At 72.7% G+C, this 17,495-nt stretch carries 23 protein-coding genes and 1 pseudogene; 12 read left to right on the top strand and 12 right to left on the bottom strand.

Going from position 1 to position 17,495, the window contains the following annotated elements:
- Positions 1 to 6: 6 nt before the first annotated feature.
- From AC5L3Z_RS02030 to AC5L3Z_RS02045, 4 genes are all read right to left on the bottom strand, one after another.
- On the bottom strand, positions 7 to 516 hold the full coding sequence (locus AC5L3Z_RS02030; RefSeq protein ID WP_494839021.1) for a methylated-DNA--[protein]-cysteine S-methyltransferase: 510 nt from the start codon (positions 514 to 516) through the stop codon (positions 7 to 9).
- Positions 513 to 2,021 carry a DNA-3-methyladenine glycosylase 2 family protein gene (locus AC5L3Z_RS02035; RefSeq protein WP_494839023.1) on the bottom strand — a complete coding sequence of 503 codons (1,509 nt, stop codon included), beginning with the start codon at positions 2,019 to 2,021 and terminating at the stop codon, positions 513 to 515. Before AC5L3Z_RS02035 ends, AC5L3Z_RS02030 begins: the two co-directional genes overlap by 4 nt.
- Positions 2,022 to 2,130: 109 nt before the next feature.
- Positions 2,131 to 2,604 (bottom strand): hypothetical protein, encoded by a 474-nt coding sequence (locus AC5L3Z_RS02040; protein ID WP_494839024.1) that lies wholly within the window; start codon positions 2,602 to 2,604, stop codon positions 2,131 to 2,133.
- A complete protein-coding gene (locus AC5L3Z_RS02045; protein WP_494839026.1) occupies positions 2,601 to 3,110 on the bottom strand; it encodes a SigE family RNA polymerase sigma factor in 510 nt (169 codons plus the stop codon). The genes AC5L3Z_RS02040 and AC5L3Z_RS02045 overlap by 4 nt, the downstream gene beginning before the upstream one ends.
- A 143-nt stretch (positions 3,111 to 3,253) precedes the next feature.
- Here AC5L3Z_RS02045 and AC5L3Z_RS02050 point away from each other — a divergent pair, with 143 nt between their 5' ends.
- Positions 3,254 to 3,748 carry a hypothetical protein gene (locus tag AC5L3Z_RS02050; RefSeq protein ID WP_494839028.1) on the top strand — a complete coding sequence of 165 codons (495 nt, stop codon included), beginning with the start codon at positions 3,254 to 3,256 and terminating at the stop codon, positions 3,746 to 3,748.
- 177 nt (positions 3,749 to 3,925) lie between these two features.
- The gene (locus tag AC5L3Z_RS02055) at positions 3,926 to 4,669 is read left to right on the top strand and encodes a Type 1 glutamine amidotransferase-like domain-containing protein (protein WP_494839030.1); all 744 of its coding nucleotides are present in this window, start codon (positions 3,926 to 3,928) and stop codon (positions 4,667 to 4,669) included.
- A gap of 3 nt (positions 4,670 to 4,672) precedes the next feature.
- Here the strand turns inward: AC5L3Z_RS02055 and AC5L3Z_RS02060 are convergent, their stop codons facing one another.
- A complete protein-coding gene (locus AC5L3Z_RS02060) occupies positions 4,673 to 5,263 on the bottom strand; it encodes an exonuclease (RefSeq protein ID WP_494839031.1) in 591 nt (196 codons plus the stop codon).
- Positions 5,264 to 5,367: 104 nt separating this feature from the next.
- Here AC5L3Z_RS02060 and ychF point away from each other — a divergent pair, with 104 nt between their 5' ends.
- From ychF to AC5L3Z_RS02075, 3 genes are all read left to right on the top strand, one after another.
- Positions 5,368 to 6,453: a redox-regulated ATPase YchF gene (gene ychF, locus AC5L3Z_RS02065; protein ID WP_494839032.1), complete on the top strand. Its 1,086-nt coding sequence runs from the start codon at positions 5,368 to 5,370 to the stop codon at positions 6,451 to 6,453.
- An 88-nt stretch (positions 6,454 to 6,541) separates the two neighbouring features.
- Complete coding sequence (locus tag AC5L3Z_RS02070) at positions 6,542 to 7,180, top strand: hypothetical protein (RefSeq protein ID WP_494839034.1); 639 nt, start codon at positions 6,542 to 6,544, stop codon at positions 7,178 to 7,180.
- Positions 7,181 to 7,310: 130 nt separating this feature from the next.
- Positions 7,311 to 7,955 carry a hypothetical protein gene (locus AC5L3Z_RS02075; protein ID WP_494839036.1) on the top strand — a complete coding sequence of 215 codons (645 nt, stop codon included), beginning with the start codon at positions 7,311 to 7,313 and terminating at the stop codon, positions 7,953 to 7,955.
- On the opposite strand, the gene AC5L3Z_RS02080 is transcribed toward AC5L3Z_RS02075, so the two are convergent.
- On the bottom strand, positions 7,891 to 8,277 hold the full coding sequence (locus tag AC5L3Z_RS02080; RefSeq protein ID WP_494839577.1) for an ATP-binding cassette domain-containing protein: 387 nt from the start codon (positions 8,275 to 8,277) through the stop codon (positions 7,891 to 7,893). The genes AC5L3Z_RS02075 and AC5L3Z_RS02080 overlap by 65 nt on opposite strands.
- 75 nt (positions 8,278 to 8,352) lie before the next feature.
- Between AC5L3Z_RS02080 and AC5L3Z_RS02085 the strand changes: the two genes are divergently transcribed.
- Genes AC5L3Z_RS02085 through AC5L3Z_RS02095 form a run of 3 tightly spaced genes read left to right on the top strand, consistent with a single transcriptional unit; the run spans position 8,353 to position 10,618 of the window.
- Positions 8,353 to 8,748: a GntR family transcriptional regulator gene (locus tag AC5L3Z_RS02085; RefSeq protein WP_494839037.1), complete on the top strand. Its 396-nt coding sequence runs from the start codon at positions 8,353 to 8,355 to the stop codon at positions 8,746 to 8,748.
- The gene (locus AC5L3Z_RS02090) at positions 8,745 to 9,644 is read left to right on the top strand and encodes an ABC transporter ATP-binding protein (RefSeq protein WP_494839039.1); all 900 of its coding nucleotides are present in this window, start codon (positions 8,745 to 8,747) and stop codon (positions 9,642 to 9,644) included. The genes AC5L3Z_RS02085 and AC5L3Z_RS02090 overlap by 4 nt, the downstream gene beginning before the upstream one ends.
- Positions 9,641 to 10,618: an ABC-2 membrane transporter-related protein gene (locus AC5L3Z_RS02095; protein WP_494839041.1), complete on the top strand. Its 978-nt coding sequence runs from the start codon at positions 9,641 to 9,643 to the stop codon at positions 10,616 to 10,618. Before AC5L3Z_RS02090 ends, AC5L3Z_RS02095 begins: the two co-directional genes overlap by 4 nt.
- A gap of 125 nt (positions 10,619 to 10,743) precedes the next feature.
- On the opposite strand, the pseudogene AC5L3Z_RS02100 reads toward AC5L3Z_RS02095, so the two are convergent.
- Together AC5L3Z_RS02100 and AC5L3Z_RS02105 are read right to left on the bottom strand one after the other, a co-directional pair.
- Positions 10,744 to 10,920: pseudogene (locus AC5L3Z_RS02100) on the bottom strand (integrase core domain-containing protein); the annotation flags it as partial.
- Between the two features lie 45 nt (positions 10,921 to 10,965).
- Positions 10,966 to 11,379: a GntR family transcriptional regulator gene (locus AC5L3Z_RS02105; RefSeq protein WP_334533507.1), complete on the bottom strand. Its 414-nt coding sequence runs from the start codon at positions 11,377 to 11,379 to the stop codon at positions 10,966 to 10,968.
- 229 nt (positions 11,380 to 11,608) lie between these two features.
- Between AC5L3Z_RS02105 and AC5L3Z_RS02110 the strand changes: the two genes are divergently transcribed.
- Genes AC5L3Z_RS02110 through AC5L3Z_RS02120 form a run of 3 tightly spaced genes read left to right on the top strand, consistent with a single transcriptional unit; the run spans position 11,609 to position 13,376 of the window.
- The gene (locus tag AC5L3Z_RS02110) at positions 11,609 to 11,926 is read left to right on the top strand and encodes a DivIVA domain-containing protein (RefSeq protein ID WP_494839043.1); all 318 of its coding nucleotides are present in this window, start codon (positions 11,609 to 11,611) and stop codon (positions 11,924 to 11,926) included.
- Positions 11,926 to 12,186, top strand: a complete 261-nt coding sequence (locus tag AC5L3Z_RS02115) for a hypothetical protein (RefSeq protein ID WP_494839045.1) — start codon at positions 11,926 to 11,928, stop codon at positions 12,184 to 12,186. Before AC5L3Z_RS02110 ends, AC5L3Z_RS02115 begins: the two co-directional genes overlap by 1 nt.
- Before the next feature lie 47 nt (positions 12,187 to 12,233).
- Positions 12,234 to 13,376, top strand: coding sequence for a glycosyltransferase (locus AC5L3Z_RS02120; protein ID WP_494839046.1), 1,143 nt, complete (start codon positions 12,234 to 12,236; stop codon positions 13,374 to 13,376).
- A gap of 50 nt (positions 13,377 to 13,426) precedes the next feature.
- On the opposite strand, the gene AC5L3Z_RS02125 is transcribed toward AC5L3Z_RS02120, so the two are convergent.
- Both AC5L3Z_RS02125 and AC5L3Z_RS02130 read right to left on the bottom strand, forming a co-directional pair.
- A complete protein-coding gene (locus tag AC5L3Z_RS02125) occupies positions 13,427 to 13,966 on the bottom strand; it encodes a DinB family protein (RefSeq protein ID WP_494839047.1) in 540 nt (179 codons plus the stop codon).
- Between the two features lie 387 nt (positions 13,967 to 14,353).
- Complete coding sequence (locus AC5L3Z_RS02130; RefSeq protein ID WP_494839049.1) at positions 14,354 to 15,166, bottom strand: permease-like cell division protein FtsX; 813 nt, start codon at positions 15,164 to 15,166, stop codon at positions 14,354 to 14,356.
- A 135-nt stretch (positions 15,167 to 15,301) separates the two neighbouring features.
- Here AC5L3Z_RS02130 and AC5L3Z_RS02135 point away from each other — a divergent pair, with 135 nt between their 5' ends.
- On the top strand, positions 15,302 to 16,387 hold the full coding sequence (locus tag AC5L3Z_RS02135) for a DUF4190 domain-containing protein (protein WP_494839050.1): 1,086 nt from the start codon (positions 15,302 to 15,304) through the stop codon (positions 16,385 to 16,387).
- A 55-nt stretch (positions 16,388 to 16,442) separates the two neighbouring features.
- On the opposite strand, the gene AC5L3Z_RS02140 is transcribed toward AC5L3Z_RS02135, so the two are convergent.
- Together AC5L3Z_RS02140 and AC5L3Z_RS02145 are read right to left on the bottom strand one after the other, a co-directional pair.
- Positions 16,443 to 16,769 (bottom strand): hypothetical protein, encoded by a 327-nt coding sequence (locus AC5L3Z_RS02140; protein ID WP_494839051.1) that lies wholly within the window; start codon positions 16,767 to 16,769, stop codon positions 16,443 to 16,445.
- A 323-nt stretch (positions 16,770 to 17,092) separates the two neighbouring features.
- Positions 17,093 to 17,401, bottom strand: a complete 309-nt coding sequence (locus AC5L3Z_RS02145) for a 4a-hydroxytetrahydrobiopterin dehydratase (RefSeq protein ID WP_494839053.1) — start codon at positions 17,399 to 17,401, stop codon at positions 17,093 to 17,095.
- Positions 17,402 to 17,495 lie beyond the last annotated feature (94 nt).

A 17,495-nucleotide genomic window follows, 5' to 3' on the forward strand; every position in this document is an offset into this window, starting at 1 on the left:
CCACTGTCAGCTTCCCGTCAGCCGCCCCTCATGGGCGAGGAGCCAGCGCTTCACCTCCAGCCCCCAGCGGTAGCCGCCGAGGCTGCCGTCGGTGCGCAGCACCCGGTGGCAGGGGACGAAGAGCGCGGCGGCGTTGCGGGCGCAGGCGGCGGCGGCCGCGCGGACCGCGGCGGGCCGCCCGGCCAGCCCGGCGAAACCGGTGTACGTCACCGGCTCGCCCGGTTTCACCTCGCGCAGCACCTGCCAGGCGTGCGCCATGAAGACGCCGCCGGTGTGCTGCTCCACCGGCACCGCGTCGATGGCGGTCAGGTCGCCGGCCAGGTACGACCGGACGGCGACGGTGACCGCGCCGAGGTCGGCCCGGTGCCGCAGCGGCCCGCGCAGGCCGGGGTGCACCAGGGGGAGCAGGCTCTCCGGTTCCGGGGTGAAGCCGGCGGCGCGGACGGCGCCGTCCGGACCGGCCAGCACGGCCAGCGGACCGGTGGGGGTGTCGATGAGGGTGCTGTCGATGGTCATGCTGCTCTCCAGAGTCGGATCACCGCGTACGACCGCCAGGGGCGCCAGCGGTCGGCGTACGTGTCGAGGGTCTTCGGGTCGGTGGGCAGGCCGAGGGCGGCGGCGCCGCGACGTACCGCCAGGTCGGTGGGGAGCAGGACGTCCGGGTCGCCGAGCGCGCGCATGGCCACGTAGCCGGCGGTCCACGCCCCGATGCCGGGCAGCGCGGTCAGCCGCCGCACGGTCTCCTCCCGGTCCCCACCCGGCTCCAGGTCGATCTCGCCCGCCGCGACGGCCCGCGCCAGCCCCCGAACCGTCTCCCGCCGCGCCCCCGGCATCCCGAACGCCCCATCCGGCAACCCCACCACCTCCCCGGCACTGGGAAACCCCCGCAACCCCCCACCCCCCTCCGCCTGTCGATCATGAAGTTGGCGGCGGTCGGGGAGATCGACATCACCGTCAACTTCATGATCGGCGGGGGTGGTCGGGGGGTGGGCGGCGGTCAGGAGGCGGGTGAGAGTGGTGCGGGCGGAGCGGACGGAGACCTGCTGGCCGATGATCGCGCGGAGCGCCATCTCGAAGCCGTCCACGGCGCGCGGGAGGCGAACCCCGGGCTCCGCCGCCACGGCGGGGGCCAGGGCCGGGTCCGCGGCGAGGGTGGCGTCGACGGCGTGCGGATCCGCGTCGAGGTCGAACAGGCGGCGGCAGCGGGCCACCGCGGGCGCCAGGTCGCGCATGTCGGCCAGCCGCAGCGTCGCCCAGACGTGGCCGTCCGCGGGGGCCAGCGCCGCCTCCGCCGGGCCGTGGGGCAGCCGCAACCCCCGGCGGTACGTCCCGTCGCGCACCTCTTCAACGCCCGGCAGCGCCCGGTGCGCCAGGAAGTCCAGCAGCGCCTCGGCGTGCAGCGGTGGCCGGTACGCCAGCCGCAGCGTGATCGTCCCCGCGCCGCCGGCCGCCGGTCGACGCCCCCGCGCCGTGCGCAGCTCGGAGGGGGAGGCCGCGTACACCTCCCGGACCGTGTCGTTGAACTGCCGCACACTGCCGAAACCCGCCGCGAAGGCGATCTCCGCCAGGCCCAGTCCGGTCGTCTCGATCAGCGTCCGAGCGGTCTGCGCGCGCTGCGCCCGGGCCAGCGCCAGCGGGCCGGCGCCCAGCTCCGCGCTCAGCATCCGGTGCAGGTGCCGCTCGGTGTAGCCGAGCCGGGCGGCGAGCCCCGGCACGCCGTCCCGGTCCACCACCCCGTCGGCGATCAGCCGCATGGCCCGGCCGACCACGTCCGCGCGGACGTCCCACTGGGGCGAGCCGGGAGCGGCGTCGGGACGGCAGCGGCGGCAGGCGCGCAGCCCGGCGCCCTGCGCGGCGGCGGCCGACGGGAAGAACCGGACGTTCTGCCGCTTCGGCGTCATCGCCGGACAGGACGGCCGGCAGTAGATCCCGGTCGACGTGACGCCGGTGTAGAACCAGCCGTCGAAGCGCTGGTCGCGGCTGTCCACGGCCCGGTAGCACCGTTCGAAGTCCAACTCCACGTCACCGATGATGCCCGCAGCTCAGGGCGGGTGGCTCGCGGGAATCGGACCTGAGCGTGGTGACGCCCGACGCCCCGGGCCGTGGTCGGCCCGGGGCGTCGTCAGGCGATCAGCGCGGCGACGGGCTGCCGGGCGGTACCGGCGACGGCCTGCCGGGCGGCGCCTCGGTGCCGACCGGGCTCGGCACCGCCGTGGTCGGGGCGGGACGTGCCGGACCCGCCGGCCTACCCGGCGCGGGCGCGGCGGGGCTGGGTGTCGCCGCCGGCGAGGGTGGCGCCGGAGTGGCCGGGCCGGGCAGTGGTGGCCGTGGTGCGGGTGTCGCGTCCGTGGTCGGCTCGGCCGGGCGGGGCGGTGGGGCGGTGGGGGCGGCCGGCTGCGGCGTGTCCGAGCTGGTCTGGGCGACGGCGAGCGGGGCGGCGATCAGGACGGCGGCGAGCGTGCCCACCGCGCCCATCGTCACCGTGGCGCGGCGTCGGGTCCGGGCCCGTCGTTCCGCCGGCTGCAACTGGTCCTGCACTGTCGGTGCCTCCTCGGCAAGGTCGGTCAGGGTGGTGCGGATCAGGACTTCGAGGGGGGACGTCATCGCCGTACCTCCAGGAGTTCGACGTCCGGCAGGAGCTGACGCAGTCGGGCCACCGCCCGGTGCGTACGGCTGCGGACGGTGCCGACCGAGCAGCCCAGCGCCTGGGCGACCTGGGTCTCGGTGAGGTCCTCGTAGTAGCGCAGGACCACCACGGTCCGCTGCGCCGGCGGTAGGTGCCGCAGCGCCGCCCGCATGGCCAGCCGCAGGTCGGTGCCGCCGCTGGGATCGGCGGCGGGCACCTCGTGCGCCCCGGTGAGCAGCGACTCCCGGTACCGGCGCAGCCGCCGCCACCAGCTCACCTGCTCCCGGTACATGACCGTGCGCAGGTAGCCCTCCGGGTCGGCGTTGCGCAGCGCGCGCCAGCGCGGAATCGTCCGCGCCAGCGCCGACTGGAACAGGTCCTCGGCGGCGTGCCGGTCCCCGGTGAGCAGGTACGCGACCCGCATCAGGGCCGGCGTCCGGCTGGCCACGAACTCGGCCAGCCGGGCCCGGTCGTCCTCGTCCACCCGGCCTCCCCGATTGTGGTTTGTCACAGATACAGACGCCGCAGGCCAGCCCGGCTATCCATTGCGGGGCAAAGGATTCCGGCCCGGAAAAGTGTCGGTAGTGGTCGGTAGCGTCCCGCCACCAACTCCAGAAGGGTGCGGCGATGGCGAGCGTGGCCGGGCGAGGAGCCTCCCGGTCCGGGCGGGCGCGGCTCGACCGGTCGGTGGCGCAGGGCCTCTATGACCGGATGCGGGTGGTGGCCCCGGCGGCCTTCGGTGCGATCGAGCGGGACCGGGCGGACGATCCGGCCCGGCCCTTCGCCGACACGGCCTGCGGGCGGCTCGCCGCGTCCCTCGACGCGCCCGGCCTGCGGGCGCTCGGCATGTGGGCGCACCACTGGTGCATGCGGCACTACGACGACGACACCCGGGTCGGCCTGCGCCTGGTGCGGGAGATAGCGGGCCGCCCCGGCCTGGGCTGGACGGTCGACGAGGTGCGCTGGATGCTCGGCGAGTCGGAGCTGGCCGGTCCGGCCGCCGCGCAGCGGTTCACCCTGCCGGTCGCCGCCGCCGCCGAGCTGCCCGCGGGGGTCGACCTGCCCGCCGGGGCCGGTCCCGAGGCCGGGTCCACCGGGAGCGGCTGGCGCCTGGCGGGCTGATCCGCTCGCCGGTCGCGGCGGGTGGCGGCGGGGCCTCGACGGCGACGAGGCCGGCGTCATCAGCGGCCCCTGGCGGCTGCTGCCCGCCACCGCCGGGGCCGCATCCCGACCGGGCCGCGTCCGCTGCCGGGCGATGGCGCAGGATGGGGTGCCACCCGTCCCGCCGGAAGGATCGACGTGCCCGCCAGCGAACCGACCATCGTCGCCACCAGCATGGGCTTCTCCAGCCGCCGGCGCGGGCCCTGGGACGCGCGGCCCGGACCGGTCTTCGACCTGATGGCGGAGTTGGCGCAGGCCGGCGACGCGCCGAAGATCTGCTACCTCAACCAGGCGGTCGGCGACCAACCCACCTCGTTCACCGTCTTCCACGGCGCCTTCGCCGGCACCCGCTTCCGGCCGTCGCACCTGGCGCTCTTCCCGATGCCGAACGTCGACGACGTCCGCGCCCACCTGCTCGCCCAGGACGTCGTCTGGGTCGGCGGCGGCAGCGTGGCCAACCTCTGCGCGGTGTGGCGGGCGCACGGCCTGCCCGAGATCCTGCGCGAATGCTGGGCGGCCGGCGTGGTGCTCGGCGGGGTCTCCGCCGGCTCGATCTGCTGGCACGCCGGCGGCGCCACCGACAGCTTCGGCCCGACGCTGCGCGGCTTCACCGACGGGCTGGGCTTCCTCCCGTACGGCAACGGGGTGCACTACGACAGCGAGGCGGAGCGCCGCCCGCTGATGCACCGGCTGGTCGGCGACGGCACGCTGCCGGTCAGCCACTGCACCGACGACGGGGTCGGGCTCGTCTACCGCGGCACCCGCCTGGTCGAGGCGGTCGCGGACCGTCCCGGGGTCGCCGCGTACGAGGTCGCGCCGGACGGCGACGGCGGCGTCCGGGAGACCCGGATCGAGCCCCGGCTGCTGACCGGTCCGGCCTGACGGTCAGGTCGTCCCGGCCCGCTCGGCCCGCTCGGCCCGCTCGGCCTGGCGGCGCCGGGCGGCGTCGAAGACCTGGGCCAGCTCCGCGGCGTCCTCCCCGGCGTGGTGGGTGTGCGGCACGTCGGTCAGCCCCAGCTGGTGCTTGATGTGCCCCTTGCGGCTGGCCACCCACTCGCCGCCGGTCAGCCCCATCCAGAAGCTGCGCAGGTCGACGCCGGAACCGGTCGCGCCGAACGGGCTGCGGCCGGTGAACCGGACGAAGTACCAGTGCACGAACATGCCGTCCCACACGGCCGGCGCGGCCAGGAAGACCGGGCGGCCGATCCGCCGCAGCCCGTTCACCCACCGCGCGGCGGCGCTCATCGCCTCCTCCGCGGTGGGCGCCTCCCGCAGCAGGCGGTCCCGGTCGAGTCCGGAGACGGCCAGCGCCGCCGGCACGAACTCGTCGGAGATCGGCTTCAGCTCGGTGTAGAAGGTCAGGTCGGGCCGGCCGGCGACCGCCATGCCGAGCGAGATCATGCTGTACGGGCCGGGGATCGGGCCGTCCGCCTCGACGTCGACGGCCACGTACAACTCGGGCAGCTTGTCGGTCACCCGCGGAGGCTAGCAACGCGCCGGGGGTCCGCGGTCGCCCTTTTCCGCCCGATGCCGGGCCTGCCTGCCCGCGGCCGGCGGTGACCGGCGTAAGCTGGCCCGTCGTGAGTCTCTCCATCGGCATCGTCGGCCTGCCCAACGTCGGCAAGAGCACCCTGTTCAACGCGCTGACCAAGAACGACGTGCTCGCGGCGAACTACCCGTTCGCCACCATCGAGCCCAACGTCGGCGTCGTCGGGCTGCCGGACGAGCGGCTGGGAAAGCTCGCCGAGATCTTCTCCTCGCAGAAGGTGCTGCCCGCGCCGGTGTCGTTCGTCGACATCGCCGGCCTGGTGCGCGGCGCCAGCAAGGGGCAGGGCCGGGGCAACGCGTTCCTGGCGAACATCCGCGACGCCTCGGCGATCTGCCAGGTGGTGCGCGCCTTCTCCGACCCGAACGTGGTGCACGTCGACGGCAAGGTCTCCCCGGCCGACGACATCGAGACGATCAACACCGAGCTGATCCTCGCCGACCTCCAGACCCTGGAGAAGGCGCTGCCGCGGCTGGAGAAGGAGGCGAAGCTCCGCAAGGACCGCGCCGCCGCCGTCACCGCCGCGAAGAAGGCCGTCGACCTGCTCGACACCGGGGTCACCCTCTACGCCGGCGCGGCGCGCGCCGGCATCGAGCTGGAGCACCTGCGCGAGCTGCACCTGCTCACCACCAAGCCCTTCCTGTACGTCTTCAACGTCGACGAGGCCGAGCTGGCCAACGACGAGTTCCTGGACGAGCTGCGCGCGCTGGTCGCCCCCGCCGAGGCGGTCTTCATGGACGCCAAGATCGAGTCCGAGCTGGTGGACCTGCCCGAGGAGGAGGCCCGCGAGCTGCTGGAGTCGATCGGGCAGCACGAGCCGGGCCTGGACCAGCTGGTCCGGGTCGGCTTCCGTACGCTCGGGCTCCAGACGTACCTGACGGCGGGGCCCAAGGAGGCGCGGGCCTGGACCGTCCCGGTGGGCGCGACCGCGCCGGAGGCCGCGGGCGTCATCCACAGCGACTTCCAGCGCGGCTTCATCAAGGCCGAGGTGGTCTCCTACGCCGACCTGGTCGAGGCCGGATCGATGGCGGCGGCGAAGGCCGCCGGCAAGGTCCGGATCGAGGGCAAGGAGTACGTGATGCAGGACGGCGACGTGGTGGAGTTCCGCTTCAACGTCTGAGTCCGGTCCGTTTCCGCAGTTCAGGCGGTTGTGGCGTGGCTCGGGGGCACGCCGGGGGCGCAGCGGCGCGGCGGACTAGGGTTCGCGCATGGGCTTGCACTGCGGGTACCTCGTGTCCACCGCTTCACCGACCAGACTGCTGGCGGAGCTGTCGCGACATGCGGGGGAGTTCACCAGCGACGCGGTCGTGGAACGTACTGCCGACGCTGAGATCGACCCGGGGCAGTTCGACCTGCTGCTCGGCGGACGCGACGGCCATGCATTCCTGGTCGACACGTCGATGTTCCTGTCCGACAGTCCCGACATGCTCGTTGCCATGTCCGCTGAGCTGGGCACTGTTGTGGGCACTGGTGCTGAAACCGTGTCAGGTACATATTGGCTGACTGTCGCCCGCGACGGCGAGCCGCTGAGGTACACCTACACGTCGTACGCGAGCTTGACGCGGGGTATGGCAATGGGTGAACCGCTGTCGAGCGAGGATGAGCACCCGCTCGCCGACATCAGTGGGGGCGGGGTGTTCGCCGCGATGGCGCTCTTCGGGCTCGACCCGTCCCCCTGGCTGGCGTCCGGACCGGCCACGATCGTCAAGTTCGACGCTGCCCGGTTCCCGACAGACGGACCCATCGCCGCCATGCGTCGCAAGCACCTCGAGCAATACAAACGTCCTGAGGACGAGTGGTTGAGCGAGATCACCGCGGTAGCCGTCGAGGGGCCGCCCGCACCATGACCCATCCGCTCATCGACACAAGCGGACAGGTCAGCCCCTTCGACAGACAGATCAGTCTCAAGACGTGCGTGACACTGCGTCTGCCCGTAATGGAGAGGACGACCGTAAGCCTGCCTGGCAGGGTGAACTGGTGCCGGATATCGACCCCACTGAGGCGGAGTACCTCCGCGAGATAGAGCTCCTTGCCAATGACGTCGTCGGTCGGGCGGTGGACGAGGGCTGGCTGAGCTTTGATCCGGATCCTGACGACGCGACGCCCCTGCAGCGTGCCGTCAACGCGCTGGGACGCCAGCTGCGGCATTACCACTTCGAGAATGACGGCTGCGTCGATCCGGACGCCCCGCTCGTCGGCCTGGCCGGGGCTCTCCTGGTTCGTCCCACGACCGTCCTGAGCGAGCAGGAGTACGTCCACATCTGCGAGCGGCTGGGCGTTGAGGCACGGCCGCAGGGGTGGGCGTTGTGGCATACCTGGGATCAGAAGGGCCGACGAATCACCATGGTCACCACCAGGATCAGCACAACTGAGGGAATGCTGCTGGTCTGGTCGAAGGGCCGCCACATGGTCCCGGTCAAACCGCCACGGGCCGCAGTGGCAGCCACCGTCAGGGGCTGGATTGGACCAGCGGTCCGATCTCCCGGATACGTGGCCGAGACAGGAGTAACGGAAGCGGCCGTCGCTGCTTCCGTGCCACCGTGCTCGACAGGTGGGTCTACAACTGCTCCACCGAGCAGCAGAGAAGAGGGCATCCAGCCGGATGTGTCACCCACGTCTTGAGACTGATCTGTTGGGCTTCCCTCCGGGATGTGGACACCGGGTTATGCCGCGACCTGATGCGGCGTAGTCGGTGTGAGGGTCTGTTCGTAGTCGGCGTGCCGGCGGTGGGCACGTCGAGCCCGGACAGGATCGTGAGCAGCTTCGACTTGCCCGATCCGGAGGCGCCGACCAGGGCCATCAGCTCACCCCGGTCGACCACGAGGTCCAAGCCCTGTAGGGCGACGACCTCGACCCCTTCGGCTTGGAAGATGCGGACCAGCCCGTCACAGGCGATGTGGCCGCGCAGCCGGTCGGCGCCACCCGCCCGGGCGGCGGCCCGCAGGCGGGCGCGTTCCTGCTCTCTTGACCGCCAACTTACTGCTTTACTATGTTCCTAGCAAAGCAGTAAGGGGCTACCGTGTTCGTCTTCCGGCTCGACACCCACTCCGGCGTGCCGCCGTACCTGCAACTCGTCCAGCAGGTCCGCCAGGCGGTGCTGCTGGGCTTTCTCCAACCCGGTGACCGCCTCCCGCTCATCCGCGAGGTGGTCGAGGACCTGGCGATCAATCCGAACACCGTTGCCAAGGCGTACCGGCAGATGGAACAGGAGAACCTGGTCACCGGCCGGCCCGGCCAGGGCACGTTCGTCAATGAACAGCAGTCGGCCGCGATGTCGGCATCGACGTACACGTCGCTGCGCCGCGGCCTGGCGACCTGGCTGCGCCGCGCCTACGCGGCCGGCCTCGACGAGCAGGCGGTCAGCGCGCTCTTTACTTCCGTCCACCAGCAGACGAGGAATGAGGACGTGGCGTGACAGCGACCGAGTTCGCGCTGCGCACCGACGGTGTGGGCAAGCGGTACCGGAGGGGCTGGGCGCTGCGCGACTGCACCCTGGCCCTGCCGGCGGGCGGCGTGATCGCCCTGGTCGGGCCGAACGGCGCGGGCAAGACCACGCTGCTGCGCCTGGTCGTCGGGTTGCTGGCACCGAGCACCGGCACGGTGGAGGTCCTCGGCCACGACGTCACCGCCAGCACCCCGCAAACTCTGTCCCGGGTCGGGTTCCTGGCCCAGGACCACCCGCTGTACAAGCGCTTCACCGTCGCCGAGATGCTCCGCTTCGGCCGGGCCTGCAACCTGCGGTTCGACCAGGGGCTGGCCGAGCGCCGGCTGGCGAAGCTGGGCATCCCGCTCGACCGCAGGGCCGGTACGCTCTCCGGCGGGCAGCAGGCCCAGGTCGCGTTGGCTCTGGCCCTGGCGAAGCGGCCGGACCTGCTTGTCCTCGACGAGCCGGTGGCCAGCCTCGACCCGCTGGCCCGGCACGAGTTCATGCAGGTCCTCATGGGCGCGGTGGCCGAAGACGGGGTGACCGTCCTGTTCTCCTCCCACGTCGTGCACGAGCTGGAGCGCGTCTGCGACCACCTGGTCGTGCTCAACCACGGCCGGGTCACGCTCACCGGTGACATCGACACCCTCCTCGCCGAGCACCGGCTGCTCGTCGGCCCGCGCACGGCCACCGACCTCGACCGGGCCAGCGCCGTCGTGGAGGCCGTCCACAGCGACCGGCACACGACCCTGCTGGTACGCGACGGCGCGATCCCGGCCGCGCCTGGGTGGCAGGCCCAGCCGGTCGCGCTGGAGGACCTGGTGCTGGCGTACCTGCGCCGGCCGTCCGAGCCGAGCGCCGCGGTCACGTCGGGGGTGGCGGCATGACGTGGTTGATCTGGCGCCAGCACCGGACCGAGGTCTGCGTCCTGGGTTTGCTTGTCGGCATGTTCGGCATTGCCCTGCTCGTGCTCGGGACGCAGGCCCACGACCTGTTCCCCGGCGGTCCCGCCCGGTGTGCGGGAGAGGCCGGTATCAACGAGGCCTGCGCGGCCTCCTTCCGCCGGCTCGACGAGGAGTACGGGTACGTCGAGAACCTCCTGGCGGGCTTCTATCTGGTCCCCGTCGTCATCGGTGCGTTCCTCGGTGCGCCGCTGCTCGCGCGCGAACTGGAGGACGGCACCTGGCAGCTCGCCTGGACGCAGGCCGTGCCGCGGATGCGCTGGCTGGCGGCCAAGCTCGCGGCACTGGCCGGCGTCACCGTCACGCTCACCGGGATGTTCACCGCGGTGCTCACCTGGTTCCGTCAGCCATTCGACGCGTGGGAAGGGCGGTTCCAGTACGACGCCTTCGACGTGGAGGGACTTGTTCCGGTGGCGTACGCGCTGTTCGCGTTCGGCGTCGCCACCGCCGCGGGGGCGATCCTGCGGCGCAGCCTGCCCGCGTTCGGCGTCGCGTTCGGGGCGTTCCTCGCCGCCCGGATGGCGGTGGCGCTGTTGGCCCGTCCCGCGTACGCCACGCCGCTCACCACCATGGAGCCGGTCCCCGTCGGCGGCTCGAAGGACCAGGCGGGGCACCGGCCCGTGCCCAGCTTCGCTGACTGGATGATCGAACACGGCTACGCAGACGCCACCGGGCGCAGGCTGAGCTGGACCGAGTACTACGAGCTGGAGGGCGCCGCCAACCGGGCCGGCACCAACCTCAACCAGTTCCTGCACGCGCGGGGCATCCAGCAGTTCGGGGTCTACCACCCGGCCGACCGGTTCTGGACGTTCCAGCTCATCGAGGCGGCCCTGTTCATCGCCGTCGCGGCGGTCCTGATCGGTGTGGTGGTGTGGCGGGTACGGCGCCGTATGATCTAGTGCCCTGACCACAAACGTTCACGGTGTTGGTTGACACGCTGTTCGGCTTGTCGGCCGGGCGGCGTGTCGGCGTTCACGCTGTGTGGATGGCAGAGATGGGCTTCCCCCGGGATGTGGACACCGGGTTATGCCGCGATCGGTAGCAGCGTAGTGGGGTCGAGGGTTCGTTCGTACTCGGCGGGGCTGCGGTAGCCGAGGGCGGAGTGGCGACGGCGGTGGTTGTAGAAGGCGATCCAGCGGAAGCCGTCGCGTCGGGCGTCGGCCTCGCTGTTCCAGCGTCGATGGTCGACGGCGAGTTCGCGTTTGAGGGTGGCGCCCCCTGACCGGCGAGCAGGCGCGCGGGCGCGTCAGGCCGGCGGGCGGGTCAGTTCGACCTCGTCGGCAGGCAGGATCTCGACGTCGCCCTTCGCGTCGCGGATCTCCAGCACGGGTACGCCCTCGTCGAGCTGCATCGCCCGGCGCTCCCTGCCGCTGGGCATCCGCGCGACGACCGACGCGCCCGGCGGCACCTCCACCTGCCGGCGCTGCGGAAAGTCGCGGACGTAGCTGCCATGCCCTCTGACGGTGTTGACGAGGCCCTCGGACCGAAGCAGCGAGATGGACATCCGAACGGCTTCCCGGCCGACGCCATACTCCTGCGTCATCCGCGCCTCGCTGGGCAACGCCGACCCGGGCGCCAACTCGCCAGCATCGATGCGCTCGCGCAGGATGTCGGCGAGCTGCACGTAGACCGGCGTGTGCGAGCGCGGATCGATAGCCATGCGTCAAGCCTTGTCCCCCCGTCGGCCGGACTGGTTGTGCCCCTGAGCCCCTGACTGTATAGTCGCAGTGACGGTCGGTGCTCGGGTGGAAACTCCAGGGTGCCGTCGAGCGGCCCTGCTGGCGTACCGCTGATCTCAGGCTGCGGTGGCAGGGCGGGGTGGTCCGCCCGTGCGCGGCGGGCGGGTGCGGCCACCCCATCCATATCCCAGGACGGAGAGGTGGACGAGCGTGCGTGTCCTGTTCCGACGGCGCGGCCGGAACCAGCGACCGGAGCGGGCCGGCCGGCCCGGCGGCAACTACCGCTCCTGGTCGTGCGTCCCGTTGCTGCCCTGGCAGGTACGGCAGCGACGGTTCCGGCTGACCGGCTTCGGCCGGCGTGGACTCGACCCGGACGAGGTGCAGCTCTTCCTCGACCGGGTTGCCGGCGACCTCGACGCCGCCCACCGGGCACTGCGGGAGAGCCGGCTGGAGACCGCCCGGATCAAGGACGCGCTGCGCCGCTGGCAGTCCGAGCAGGCGCGGCGCGCCAACGCGGGCCGGCGCTGATGGCCGACCGGGGGCGCTTCGTCGTACACCTGCCGGTGCGGGCGGCCGACCTGGCCGGCGCGGTCCGACTCGCCCGGGTGGTGGCCCGGTGGGCGTGCGTGCTCACCCCGGCCGACCCGGGGGAGACCACGGTGTCGGCCGAGGACGAGCAGGGTGTACGACATCGGGTCTTCTGCGATCTGCGGATGCCCGGTGGCCGGCGGTGCCTGCTCCGGGCCGACCACGATGGACCCTGCTCCCGGCAACTTGCCCGACGCTGACTCCGGGGGGTCGGCGGACGTCTTCGCCACCGGCTAATCTCGGCGTGATGCGCGTCCTCTTCTTCAACAATCCGATGCCCGGGCACTTCCTGCCCCTGCTCCCGTTGGCCCGTGCCCTGCGGAGGCAGGGGCATGCCGTTGCCTTCGTCAGCGCCGCCGGCATGGCCCCCGCCGTCGAGCCCGAGGGTTTCGAGCTGATCACCGCCGGTCCGACGGCGGACGTGGTGATCGGCGAGCTGAACCGCCGTACCGGCACCAACATCCTGGTCAACAGGACGCCCGAGCTCGTCGGGGAGTTCTTCGCCGGGGTGCGCGTCGACCTCTCCGTGGACGAGGCCCTGGCCGGAGCGCGCGTCTGGGCGCCAGATCTGGTCATCTCCGAGCACCTCGACTTCGTGGGTCCGCTCGTCGCGGCCATGCTCAAGCTGCCGTCCGCGGTGCTGGCCATCGACCCGGCGCTCGAACCGGAATCCCTGGCCGCCCTGGCCGTGGCGGCGCACGCCCGGTATCTCGAGCGCGGTCTGGAGGCGCCGGACCACGCGCCGTCCGGCCGTTGGCTGCTGGACCTCTGCCCGACGAGCCTGCAGCGCGGCGGTGCCCTGCCGCCCCTCGACCGCATCGCGCTGCGGCCGGAGCCGCATCAGGCCGCCGAAGGCACACCGCGAGCATCCCGGGTTCCGGGTACCGGCCGGCCCCGGGTACTGGTCAGCCTCAGCACCGCCCCGGGGGCGCCGTCCGCGCTCGGCCCGATCCTCCGGTCGCTGAGCGCCCTCGACATCGATCTGGTGGCGACGACGGGCGGTCGCCCGGCCGAGGAGTTCGGAGTGGAGCCGGGACGGGTCGAACTGGTCTCCTTCCTGCCGGCGGCGGAGTTGCTGGACGGCGTCTCGGCCGTGGTGCACCACGGCGGCTCCGGCACCACCTTCGGTACGGCGGCCCGCGGCGTCCCCGCCGTCGTCGTGCCCGGAATGGAAGGGCAGGAGCGCCAGGCGAGACGCGTGCAGGCCGCCGGAGCCGGGCTTGCCCTGCCGATCGGGGAGCAGGAGCCGGAGGCCGTCGCCGCCGCGCTCGCCCGGCTGCTCGCCGAGCCCGCGTTCACCGTCGCAGCACAGCGCCTCCGTGACGAGATCGCCGCCATGCCGTCGGCTGACGAGGTGGCCGAACGCCTCACCGCGTACGTCTCCGAATAAGGGGCGGTGGCGCGCGTCGGCACGGCCGGGCCGACGCGCGCATCGACCCACTACTCCCCGGTGAGTCCGTCCACCGACTCGCGGATGAGGTCGGCGTGGCCGACGTGCCGGGCGTACTCCTCGATCAGGGTGATCAGGATGTAGCGCAGGCTGGGTGACTCACCGCGCGAGTTGACGAACCGGCCCAGCTGGTCCAGGCCGCCGTCGGCCAACGCCTCGTCGATGGTGACGCGGGAGCGGGCCACCGCGTCCCGCCAGAGCGTACGGAGCTGCTCGGGGGTGTCCTCGGCGGCCGAGCGCCAGTCCCAGTCCGGGGCGGCGTCCCAGTCCACCGTGTTCCAAGGGGGGCCCGGCTGCGTGCCCTTGAGCCACTGCGCCAGGGTGGAGTCCTCGACGTTGGCCAGGTGCTTGAGCAGCCCGCCCAGGGTCATCGACGAGGGGCCGATAGTCGCCCGCAACCCGGCCCCGTCCAGTCCGTCGCACTTCCACGCCAGGGTCGCGCGCTGGCGCTCCAGGAAGCCCAGGAGCGTGGCGGCCTCGTCGGCCGCGAGCGGAGGCTTCGGGCGGCCCTGTTCGTCCCGATGGGTCATGGGCGGTGAGTGTAGGTGTCGGGTCCGACGATAGGTGTCCCCATCCGACGGACCGACGGGCCGCCCCGCCCGTGTCCTCCCGGCGATCGGCCGGCCCGCCGGGCTGAAGCGGATGACGGTGTCGGAGCGTGACCTCGGCTCTGAGCCGGCGACCTGGATGAGCGCGATACCTGTCAGGCATCAATATGCCTCTGGGGCATCACGCTCATAGACATCACGCTCCCCGACCGCTCCCCGGACCGCTCAGTGGACCGACGCAGCGGCACGGTGCATCGAATCCGGCGTCGGGACGTGCCCCTCGGCGAGGCCCGTCCCGGGGCCAGTCGCCCGGTCAGGCCAGAGCGGGCCGCTCGTCGGGGCGGCGGACCAGCAGGTAGCAGCGCCAGGTCACGATGTCGCCCTGCGGGCCAGCGACTTCGGCGGAACGAGCACGTGGTCGACGCCGGGCAGCCGGCAGACCTGCTCGGCGAGCTTCTCGTCGTTGGCCCGTACGACCGCCGGACGGTCGGCCAGGGTCAGCACCAGCACCTCCGGCAGGTCCACCGGCTTGGCGGACGCGACGATCTCCGGCTTGATGTCCTGGTACATCTCCTTGAGCCGCTCGTACCCCTCCTCCCGGCTGCGCAGGCGGACGCCGCTCGCCCCCGGTACCGCCCGCAGCCGGGCCTCGATCGCCTGCTTCTCCCGCGCGGAGGCGCCGTCGGTGAGGAACACGTCGACGTCGAGGACGACGTGGGTCGCCACCCGGCCGCCGTAGTCGACCACGCAGTCCTTCACGGACTCCTGGGTCTTCTTTCCCCGGAAGACGACCGAGTCGACCCCGTCGAGGGCCCGCAGGTCGGCGCGGAGCGGCCCGGAGTAGGTGCGTTCGAATGCGGCCCGGTCGGGCAGCCCGAACCTGAAGGACTCCGGCAGGTTCTCCGGCTTGACCGAGTCGAGCAGATCCGGCTCGTCCGCCAGGTCCTTCCTCATCGACTCGTACGCCTGCTGATGGTCGACGAAGGTGAGGTCCCTGATGTCCGGGACCGCCCGCAACCGCGTCTGGACCGCGCTGGTCTGCGCCGCGGTGGCCTCGGTGTCCAGGAACACCGCGACGGTCAGGTTCTCCGGGCGGTCCTCGATCGGCGTCTGGCCGGGAGTGCAGGCGGAGAGCTGCGCGGCCGTCAGGAGGCCGACCAGGATCAGAGGCGATCTACGCATGACGGGCACCCTAGCGAAGCGTCGGTCCGCCGTGGGGTTCGCGACACCTCGACCAACGTGGAGGACGGCGGGCACTCAGCCGCGTCGACTACTCTCCGACTGCCCGCCAATGCGGACACGGGAGAGGAAACAGGCGTGACCAGGGAACGGAGCAGGCCGACGTCCACGGAGGAGCACCGCCCCGCCCCACCCGGAACGACGGAGCCGACCGGGGACGAATGGGAGCCCTGGGCGCGGCCCGAGCAGCCGCGCGGTCGGCTGAGCCGGTGGGCGGTCGCCACCTTCCTCCTCGGTCTGCTCGGCGGGGTGCTCGCGCCGGTCGCCGGGGTCGTCGCGCTGCGCCGGATCGCCCGCACCGGCATGCGGGGCCGGGGCCTCGCCGTCGCCGGCCTGCTGTTCGCCGGGGTCTGGGCGCTCGCCCTGGTCCTGGTCTGGACCCAGGCCGGCCCGCGCGTCGACCCGGCGGCCGGCGTCCGGGGGTTGCGGCTGGGGGAGTGCTTCCGCGCCCCGAACACCCCCACGGGTACGCCGACCGCGCCCGACACGATCACCGAGGTGCCCTGCACGGAGCCGCACGACGCGGAGATGATCGGCGACTTCCCGGCCTACGAGCGGTACGCCGACGAGCCGTACCCGGGCACGGCCGTGCTGTCCCGGCGGGCGGAGGCGACCTGCGGGCAGCGGCAGCGCAGCTACGTGCTCGACCCGCTCTCGCTCCCGACGGACGTGCGGCTGCGCTGGTACGTCCCCTCCCGGGTCCAGTGGGCGTCGGCGCCGAAGCTCACCTGCTACCTCGCCGTCCCGGCGTCGTTGACCCGGCCGCTGCGGGCGGACGCCACCGTGCTGCGGCCCGAGCAGCTCGCCTACCTGACCGCGGCGCGGGACTACACCGAGCTGCGGGCGGACCTGGTCGCCCGGGCGCCGACCGCCCCGGTCACCGAGCTGCGCGAGGCGGTGCGGCGAATCGAGGCCGCGCACACCCGGATGGGTTTCCAGTTGCGGGCCGGGAGTTGGCCGGAGCCGACGCGCGCGGCCGTGGCGGCGCTGATCGCCGGGATGGAGCAGGCGGAGCCGGCCTGGCGGGACGCCGAGAAGGCGGCCGGCCGCGACGACCTGCTCAAGGTGGTCGCGGAGATCCAGCGGCACCCGGCTCCGGAGGTCGAGTCGGCCGTGCGGCAGGCCCTGGGGCTGCCCGTTCAGCAGGGTGATCCGGTCCGGTGACGCGGCGACCCCGCCCCCCTTGGTGCGGGTGGCGGGGTCGGCAGGACCGGCTGGTTCAGTGGTTGGCGCGCGGGTCGGCGTCGCGGCTGCGGCTGCCGGACTTGGCCAGGCCGCGGCTCACCAGGTAACCGATGGTCAGCAGGGTGATGTACCACCAGGCCTTGTCGGCGGCGAAGTAGTCGCCGCCGTCGTTCACGGCACGGTCACCGACGGCGTTCGAGGCGATCAGCACGCCGATCACGGAGAGCAGGTAGACGGCCAGCTCGGTGGTCTTCCACGAGGGCTTGGTCTCGTCGCCGTGCCGGTGTGCGGGCCGCACGTCGTGCCCGACGTGGTCGGCGTGGTGGTCGGCGGTGCGGGTGGTGCTCGTGGGCGTGGTCATGATCAGCTCCAAAATATGTTGTTTCGGGGGGTCCGTCCTCTACGGGATGGTTGTTCCTTCCCGCGTCGAAACAACTACCCTGGGCGGGTTATCAGAAACATCAATCTTCAGGAAGTCCACAGGGTGTCGCCGCGTGGTCGACGGCCGCTCGGCCGGCGTGAAACAGGACGTTCCGCCGAGCACGCCGACGGGTGCCCGGCTCTAGGCTGAGGTCACGCCGGCGGCCGGTCGGCGGGAACGGGGGCCGAGATGGGCGGTGTCCGCCCGCTGTCGCAGGGCTGCCGCACCGGTGCCGACGGGCGGCGGGACCGACCCGGGCCCGATCAGGGTGCGGTGACCGCGCGGTACGCGTCCTCGATGCGGGCGGCCAGCAGGACCTCGCCCTCGCTCAACGGCTCGCCGTCGCCGTGGCCGACCCGGATCAGGGTCTGCTCGTCCCGGCGGCTGATCTCGGGACGCAGCCGCAGCGCGTCCGCGACCACCTTGATCCGTTCGGTCAGCGCCGCGTGCTGGGTGTCGTCCATGACGAGGATCCGTCGGATCTGCTCACCGTCCCGGGTCCACCCGGTGAGGAGGGTGAGCGCGTCACTGAGGTAGTCGTGCTTCGCCCGGCTGTTGAACAGCGCGCGCATCACCGCACCTCCCAGGCGTCGTTGCCGGCTTGTGGCCAAATCGTCGCCGTCCCGTGTCCTCGTGGTGTTACACAGTCTGTCCGCACTCGGAGAG

The organism is Micromonospora sp. LZ37, assembly GCF_059359015.1.